The organism is Streptomyces sp. (genome assembly GCF_035644915.1).
GTDB lineage: Bacteria > Actinomycetota > Actinomycetes > Streptomycetales > Streptomycetaceae > Streptomyces.
In genome coordinates, this window is sequence record NZ_DASQNP010000184.1 from 1 (window position 1) to 7,668 (window position 7,668).

Sequence of the window (7,668 nt, forward strand, 5' to 3'; positions counted from 1 at the left end):
GTCGGGGGCTGGGGCTGGGCGGGCGGTTGGGGTCCGGGCTGGGGGAAGCCGTAGCCGCCCTGGGGCGCCGGTGCGGGGGGCATCGGCTGGGACGGTCCGGGCTGCGGCTGGGGGAAGCCGTAACCACCCTGCGGCGCGGCCGGGTCGGGTGCGGGCGCGGGTGCGGCCGGAGGCTGCTCCGGCGCACCGGACCAGCCCGCCGCCGGGGCCGGTGCCCCGGCCGGGGGAGTGGCGGGCCGGAAGTGCGGCGGCAGCGGCGGCAGTCCGGCCGGGGCACCGCCCTCCGGCACGGGCTGCCACGACGGCTGCTGGGCCGGCGGTTGCGGCTGGGCCGGCGATTGCGCGGCTGTCGGCTGCGGGTCGGAACCATGCGGTTCGCCGTCGCCGGCCGCCGCTCCGGTCTCCCCGGACTCCTCCTCGGGTGTTTCCGCGGGCTCCTCCGCGGCTTCCCCGGCACTCCCGGGCTCTTCGCCGGCCGCAGCCGAAGGCGCCTGCGGGGCCTCCTCGCCGGACGGTGCGGCGCCGGACGGCTCGCCGTCCGCGGCCTCGGGCCGGTCGTCCCCGCCCTCCGGCGACTTGGCCGCCCGGCGCTCGGCGATCTCCTGGCGCAGTGCGGCGGCGGAGATGCGCATGGTGGCACCGCTGACGAGGTCCCCGGCGCCGGGCCGCTCCTCCTGCCCGTCCCGGGCGTCCTGTCCGTCCTGCCCGCCCCCGGCCGGGGTGCCGGGCGCCGGAGCGGGGAACGCGGGCGGTGCGCCCGCGTCGGCCCCGCCGGACGTCCCACCGGTGCCCACCGGGGACTGGGCGGCGGGATCGGCGTTCCGCGTGTACCAGGCAGGCGGTGTGTAGTCGATGGTGAACTCGCCCGTGGCGTCGGTGTCGTCCTCCTCGGGCAGGTCGTCGCCGGGTGCGATCCCGTCGACGCGGATCTCGTCCCGGTCGCTGTTCACAATGCCTCCTGCTGATCTGGTCGAGCACCCGGTCGGGGCGCGCGGACCGTCCGTCGCCGGCGCCGGTTCCCCCGCCGCCACGGGCCTCCGGCCGCTTCTCCCGAACTGTCCTGCCGCGCGCAGCCCACCCTAATCGCCGCGGACGCGGATACGGCATGCCGGTCCTGTCCCACTCGGACAACGGACCGGTGACGGAGGAGAGGGACCGGGAGGAGACGCGGGGTCAGTCCAGTCGGCGGGCAGCGCCCAGCAGCCCCAACTCCGCGTCGGTGGGCCGGGTCAGCACGAACTGCCGTTCCCGCCCCGCACACCACAGCGTCACGCCGTCGGCGAGGGTGGACAGCGCCTCGACCTCCTGCCGCGTCAGGGACAGGATGCGGCCGACCTGTTGCGCCTCCTCCGGGGAGACCTGCTGTATGCCCGCGAGCGAGGCGCCCCGGAGCAGCCGGGGAGCCACCGGGCTCAGATACGGCAGCAGGGTCAGCACCGACTGCCAGGGCCCCGAGGAGACCCGGCCGCGCGGCGGCTTCATCCCGCAGTCCCGGATCACCACCACCGGCGAGACGGCCGTCGCGCCCATCGGCGGCACCCGGCCGACCTCGTGCAGCGTCATGCACTGCTGGTCGCCGCCCGCGGCCCGGGCCAGACCCGTCCACACCTGCGGTCGGCCGGTCTCGACGGCCACCCGTGCGCCCGTGCCGGCCGCGCGCAGCGCCAGCACCTGGGCCGTCCACAGACCGCCGACCAGCACCACGTCGTACGGGACCGGATGGTGCAGCCCGAGGACCGCCGGACGGTCCTGGACGTCCACACCGGCCACCACGCCGTCGTCGCCGACCGGCAGGGCGAGCGCGTCCACGTGCTCGACGGACAGCACCTGACGGGCCATCCGTGGACCGCGCAGCCCGAAACCCCTGCGGGGCCGTGCTGCGGTGCGTACGGAATCCGCGGAACCGGGCATCAGCGCGTCCCTCCCAGTGGCAGCGTCGCCAGCACTCCGGGCACCTGCTCGCGGTCCAGCCGTACGATCCCGACCCGGTGCTCGCGCGACAGCCGCTCCAGCGTGTGCCGGGCGGCGACCAGTTCGTCGTCGCTGCGGGCGGTGATCCGTATGTGACCGCTCAACGCCACCGAACGGTTCTCGCCCCGGCTCAGGGTCAGGCTGAACGTGGTGGCCAGCGCGCGCAGGTTCGTCAACTGCGCCACCAGCGACGGCAGTGAGGCGGCACCCGGTCCCACCTCGGGCCAGCGGGACACCCCGTACGTGGTGTGCCAGCGGTCGTCGCACCGCCAGGCGCGCGCCCTCTCCTCGGTGCGCCGCGCGGGCGCGGAGTCGGGCCGTCCGGCCCGTGCCGTGGCCATCGGGCTGGCTCCGGCCGACGTCGCGAGCGCCGTGACCAGCTCCTGCTCCGACAGGAGCGTCGCCCGGAACCCCGCCCCGGCCAGCCGGCTCGCCAACTGGTCCGCGGCCCGCACCAGGCACCGCTGCGCGCCCTCCAGACCGTCACCGCGCGCCTGGACCGCCTCCCGGCACAGCTCGGGGTCGAGCTTGAGCGCGATCCAGGTCAGCCGTACGGCCGGGGCGCCGCAGGTGGCCTGCAGCGGGCGGTAGCTCGTCGCGGCCACCGACTGCTCGGGGAGATGGGGCGCGGGCGCGGGCTGGGTGTACTGCACCGCCTGCACCGACTCCAGCCGGATGCCGTCCACCTCCAGCACGTCGGACAGCAGCCGCAGCGGCAGCGGACGCTCCGCGGGACCGGTGCGCAGGGCCGCGGGGCGCGGCTCGACGCGCAGCACGGCGGTCAGGAACGTGCCGTCCCCGACCATCCCGATGCCGCGCCGGTCCCGGTCGGTGTACGACAGGCTGTGCAGGGCGGGATCGCACTCGACGGCGGGGGCGAGCCCCGGATCGAGGTCCGGGGGGAGGACCTCGGCGGCGGCCTGCCGCCTGCGGCGGCGCAGCGCCACGACGGTGCCCAGCCATTCCGGCAGCGGCCGGCCGCGCCGCCGCACCACCGCGACCAGGACCAGGGCGACGGCGACCACCGCCGCCGGAACCACCAGGACGCCGTCGACGGCCATGGCACCCACCACGATCGCCGCGGCCAGTTCCACCAGAACGAGCTGCCGCAGTTGGAACGGCCCCAGACTGCGGTGGCGTGCCTCCGTGCGCGGCGCGGCCGTGCGCGCCGGGCGTGACCGTGTGGGCGCGGGGCGCGCGCCGTCCGGCTCCGAGTTGTCGGGCGCGGACGTGGTGGTCCGGGCCCGCGTGGCGGTCCCCATCCCCTGAAGATCCCCTTGTGTCCGTAATAGCCCTGACTCTCAAGGGCGTTGGTCGGGCGATCACCCTACCGGAGCAGCGGAGGGCTGACGCCAACGGGCATAGTAGGGGCCCGGTCCGACAATCGGCATCAGTGGCGGTGCCCCAGGTACCCGGGGACACCGGGCCGACCAGTGGGGAGAAGCATCAAGACATGGCATCACGGCGGGACGAGCTCAACGCCTACACCTTCGCGAAGAAGCGGCTGGTCTCGGCATTCCTCCAACCCTCGCCCACCGGGACCGAGGAGGGTGCGCCCAGCCCGCTGCGGGCGGTGCTCCCCGGAGTGATCGTCGGAGTCGTGGTCCTGGCGGGCTTCGGAGCCTGGGGCATGTTCAAGCCGAAGGCGCCCAACGGCTGGGACAACCCCGGCGAGAAGGTCATCATCGGCAGCAAGTCCACCACCCGCTACGTCGTCCTGGAGACCAAGGGCAAGAAGCAGCTCCACCCGGTGCTCAACCTGGCCTCCGCCAAACTCCTCCTGGACCCGAAGAAGTTCGACATCGTCAAGGTCGACGAGAAGGTCCTGGACAGCGGCAGGATCCCGCACGGCGCCACCCTCGGCATCCCCTACGCCCCGGACCGGCTCCCCGAGGCGGGCGAGGCGACGAAGGCGAAGCGCTGGGCCGTGTGCACCCAGCCCGGCGACGACGGCGCGCAGAAGGCCGTCTTCGTCCTCGCCGACCGCGACGAGGGCAAGGTCGAGGGGAGGAACCGGCTGCGCGGCGGCGAGGTGATGTACGTGCGCGGCCCCGGCGACAAGCTCCACATCATCGACCGGAACGGCACCGCCTACCCGATCGCCGCCGACGGGGCGCTGCTGCGCCTCGTCGTCGGCAACACCGAGCCCCAGGACGTCACCGAGGACTGGCTGCGGACCTTCGAGCAGGGCGACGAGATCCGGTTCCCGACCCTGGATTCCGCTCAGATCGGGCAGCCGGCCGGCGCCGCCGGCAACCTGGACGCCGAGGCCAACCGGATCGGCATGGTGCTGCGCGCGTCCTCCGGCGCCGGCCTCCAGCACTACGTGGTGCTCAGGGGCCAGGTCAGGCCGGTCACCGACTTCATGGCCAAGCTCCTGCTGAACAGCCCGCAGGCCACCCGGCTCGGCCAGCAGGGACAGGCGCGGAACGTCAACGCCGGAGCCATCCAGCCCGGCGACACCTTCTACGGGAGCAGCCTGAACTGGCCCGAGGAGGTGGCCCGTACGGTCAACCTGGCCGGCAGCGGCCGGGACACCCTGTGCAACGTGCTGCGCGACGTGGACGAGAAGAAGGGCACCACCGAACTCAGCACCTGGGCCGGCGACAACTACCCCGCCACCCTCCCCAACGGCGCCACCAACGCGTACGTCACCCCCGGCTCGGGCCTGCTCTTCCGCCAGGTCAAGGGCCAGGACACCGGCTCCGGCGGCGTCTTCCTGGTGACCGACACGGGCCTGCGCTACGCGGTGCAGGCCAACACCGACAGCGGTCAGGACGAGTCCGAGATCGGCACGGACGGCAAGAAGAAGGACCCGGAGCAGGCGCTGCAGGAGGGCAACCAGGCGCAGATCCGGCTCGGTTACGAGGACGCCCAGCCCGTGCCGGTGCCCGCCACCTGGTCGGGCTTCCTCCCGACGGGACCGCGACTGAGCACGAGCGCGGCCAAGCAGCCGCAGGGCTCCTGACACGGGGGAGACACACGCCATGACAGCCAGGACCGCCGGAACCCGGCGCACCACGAGCACGTTCCGCCACAGGCGCCGCGGGTGGACGGCGCTCCCCACGGCCGTGGCGGTCGGCCTGTCGGCCCTCGCCGCGTTCGCCCCGTCCCTGGCCTGGGCACCGCCGGCGGCGGCCGACGCGGGACAGTGCACCTTCCCCGCCAAGCCCTTCGAGGGCCGGCCCTGGGCGCTCAAGCGAGTGCTCCTGGACCAGTTGTGGGAGAAGACCAGGGGCAAGGGGGTCAAGGTCGCGGTCATCGACACCGGCGTGGACGACGACCACCCGCAGTTGAAGGACGCCGTCGACACCGGGCTCGGCAAGAACCTCATCCCGAGGAACCCCAAGAAGGACCGGTACGGCAACGTCCCCGAACGCGGCGCGGAGAACGGCACCGACGACACCGTCGGCCACGGCACCAAGGTCGCGGGCATCATCGCGGCACGCCCGGCCGGGAACACCGGCTTCGTCGGTCTGGCGCCCGAGGCCACCATCATCCCGATCCAGCAGAACGACGCGAACGGCAGCGGCAACACGACCACCCTGGCCGCCTCCATCGACTACGCGGTGGAGGCCGGCGCACACGTCATCAACATCTCGCAGGACACCGCGAAGCCCCTCGAGCCCAACTCCGCGCTCGAACAGGCCGTCAACAGGGCGGTGGCCGCCGGGGTCGTCATCGTGGCCTCGGCGGGCAACGACGGCCTGGGCGGCAACGTGAAGGAGACCTACCCGGCCTCCTACGAGGGCGTCATCGCCGTCGCCTCCTCCGACCGCAACAACGAGCGCGCCCCCTTCTCCCAGTCCGGCGAGTTCGTGGACATCGCCGCGCCGGGCGTCGACATGATCTCCACGGTGCCCAAGGGCGGCCACTGCGCGGACAACGGCACCAGCTTCTCGGCCCCGTACGTCGCGGGCGTCGCGGCGCTGCTGGTGGCCGAGCACCCGGACTGGAAGCCGCACCAGATCGCCGCCCAGCTCGAACAGACCGCGGAGCGCTCCGTCCCCGGGCACGACCGCCACGTGGGCTGGGGCGTCATCGACCCCGTCCGCGCCCTCACCGAGGACGACAAGCCGATCGACAAGCCGGTGGCGCGCGAGGGCATCGACAAGGGCGAACCGCCCACCCCGGCCGAGCTCCAGCTCGGCGAGACCACCCAGGAGCGCAACGAACGGCTCGGCACGTACGCGGTGGTCGGCGGGGGCGTCCTGGTGTCGGTGATAGCGGGCGGCTCCCTGGTCCACCGCGACTGGCGGCGCCGGCGCGCCGCCGGGCAGGCGGCCGGGTAGGACGCCGACGGGCCCGCGCCCCCGCGCGAGGGGCGCGGGCGGCCGATGGTTACAGAACCCTTACATCGGCCGCGGAAGGCGCACGGAACGCCCTCGCCGGGGGCCGATGGGCGTTTCGCCGCCGTTTCGGCCACGGGATGATTCATTCCTGTTGCAGAGGACGGGTTGACACGGAGACCTGTCCCTGTCCCACGCGTCCCGCCCGGTCCGCACGCCAATTCCCTTGCCGCGATTCGGCGTTGGAACTGTCAGAGGCGGTGGCTAGAGTGAGGAGGGCACAAGGGCAGATGTGTGTGCGATCAACGGGTGGAGGGGGAACCTGATGGCCGGCTCCAGCGGGGGGCTCAAGGGCGAACTCGAATCGCTCAAGGACTTCAAGAAGCGGGTCGACAGGATTCTCGACGACCTCGAAAGCTCCCCGGCCTCTCCCACCAAGGTCAAGCAGCAGCAGGTCAGCCGGTCCTCCTTCGGGGGGAACTTCGCCGAGGCCGACGGTCTCTACCGGGAGTACAACCGGGTCCACGCCCAACTGACCCGTCTCTCCCAGGTGCTGGGGGCCCAGATCGAGGCCATGCGCATCGCCGTCCACGGAGCCGACGTCGGCTTCGGCAACCTGGAGGACGACCTGAAGCGGCGCTTCTGGCAGCTCCAGAACCGGGCGTACGACTTCCAGCAGGAACAGCAGCGGCGGTCGGAGAAGCAGAAGCCGAAGGCCGACGACACCGAGGTCACCTACTGACGGGGGGAGGCACCCATGACCGACGAGAACAAGCAGGAGAGGCCGGACGAGCCGATCGTCGCCCCCCAGCTCCTCATCACCGATCTGAGGCGCAACGGGATGTTCCTCCCGTTCGGCATGGGCGAGGCGCTGCGTGCCGGCGTCATGGGGTCCACGAACTTCGAGAACAAGGACCTCGAAGAGATGCTGGCGCTGGTGAGGGACGCCAACCCCGGCGACCTGGAGAGCGCCGCGGACACCCTCTGGAAGGCCGGGGGCGACATCCGGCAGATCGGCGAGGACCTCAAGGCGCACATCGACAAGGTCGACTGGGAGGGCGAGTTCGGCGACAGCTTCCGCGAGTGGGGGCGGAACCTCAGCAAGAACACCCTCGTCCTGGCCGACTACACCGAACGTGCCAGCACCCAGTTGAAGGCGGCCGGGGTCGGCCTCGCCGCGGTGAAGGGCGGCATGCCCGACGAGGACCCCGCCGTCCTGGCCGCGCCGCGGCTGGAGGACATCCCGCCCGAGGAGCGGGTCGAGACCAACGAGAAGTACAAGCTGGCGAAGAAGAAGGAGGAGGACCGCCAGGAGGCCATCAACCAGATGAACCGCCTGGCCTCCTACTACAAGGTCTCGCACGAGAACATGCAGGCCGCGGAGGAGCCGACGTTCGGCCCCATGCCG

General features: G+C 73.0%; 7 protein-coding genes. 4 read left to right on the forward strand and 3 right to left on the reverse strand.

Translation table 11 applies throughout. The features are described from left to right. The 3 genes from VE546_RS20690 to eccE form a co-directional block, all read right to left on the reverse strand. Window positions 1-950 (reverse strand): SCO5717 family growth-regulating ATPase (locus tag VE546_RS20690; protein ID WP_324924533.1); only part of this gene is annotated, 950 nt, incomplete at its 3' end. Between the two features lie 223 nt (window positions 951-1,173). Then, window positions 1,174-1,911: a hypothetical protein gene (locus VE546_RS20695; protein WP_324924535.1), complete on the reverse strand. Its 738-nt coding sequence runs from the start codon at window positions 1,909-1,911 to the stop codon at window positions 1,174-1,176. Then, window positions 1,911-3,233, reverse strand: coding sequence for a type VII secretion protein EccE (gene eccE, locus VE546_RS20700; protein WP_324924537.1), 1,323 nt, complete (start codon window positions 3,231-3,233; stop codon window positions 1,911-1,913). Before eccE ends, VE546_RS20695 begins: the two co-directional genes overlap by 1 nt. Window positions 3,234-3,424: 191 nt before the next feature. Between eccE and eccB the strand changes: the two genes are divergently transcribed. From eccB to VE546_RS20720, 4 genes are all read left to right on the forward strand, one after another. Continuing rightward, a complete protein-coding gene (gene eccB, locus VE546_RS20705) occupies window positions 3,425-4,939 on the forward strand; it encodes a type VII secretion protein EccB (RefSeq protein ID WP_324924539.1) in 1,515 nt (504 codons plus the stop codon). 19 nt (window positions 4,940-4,958) lie between these two features. Next, complete coding sequence (mycP, locus tag VE546_RS20710; protein WP_324924541.1) at window positions 4,959-6,263, forward strand: type VII secretion-associated serine protease mycosin; 1,305 nt, start codon at window positions 4,959-4,961, stop codon at window positions 6,261-6,263. A gap of 322 nt (window positions 6,264-6,585) precedes the next feature. Then, window positions 6,586-7,002, forward strand: coding sequence for a hypothetical protein (locus tag VE546_RS20715; protein ID WP_324924543.1), 417 nt, complete (start codon window positions 6,586-6,588; stop codon window positions 7,000-7,002). A 15-nt stretch (window positions 7,003-7,017) separates the two neighbouring features. Next, window positions 7,018-7,668: WXG100 family type VII secretion target (locus VE546_RS20720; RefSeq protein ID WP_414720536.1), on the forward strand; the 651-nt coding region annotated here is incomplete at its 3' end.

Coding starts and splice junctions, on each gene's coding strand:
- VE546_RS20695 (WP_324924535.1), bottom strand. CDS start 1,911: ATGCCCGGTTCCGCGGATTCCGTACGCACCGCAGCACGGCCCCGCAGG.
- eccE (WP_324924537.1), bottom strand. CDS start 3,233: ATGGGGACCGCCACGCGGGCCCGGACCACCACGTCCGCGCCCGACAAC.
- eccB (WP_324924539.1), top strand. CDS start 3,425: ATGGCATCACGGCGGGACGAGCTCAACGCCTACACCTTCGCGAAGAAG.
- mycP (WP_324924541.1), top strand. CDS start 4,959: ATGACAGCCAGGACCGCCGGAACCCGGCGCACCACGAGCACGTTCCGC.
- VE546_RS20715 (WP_324924543.1), top strand. CDS start 6,586: ATGGCCGGCTCCAGCGGGGGGCTCAAGGGCGAACTCGAATCGCTCAAG.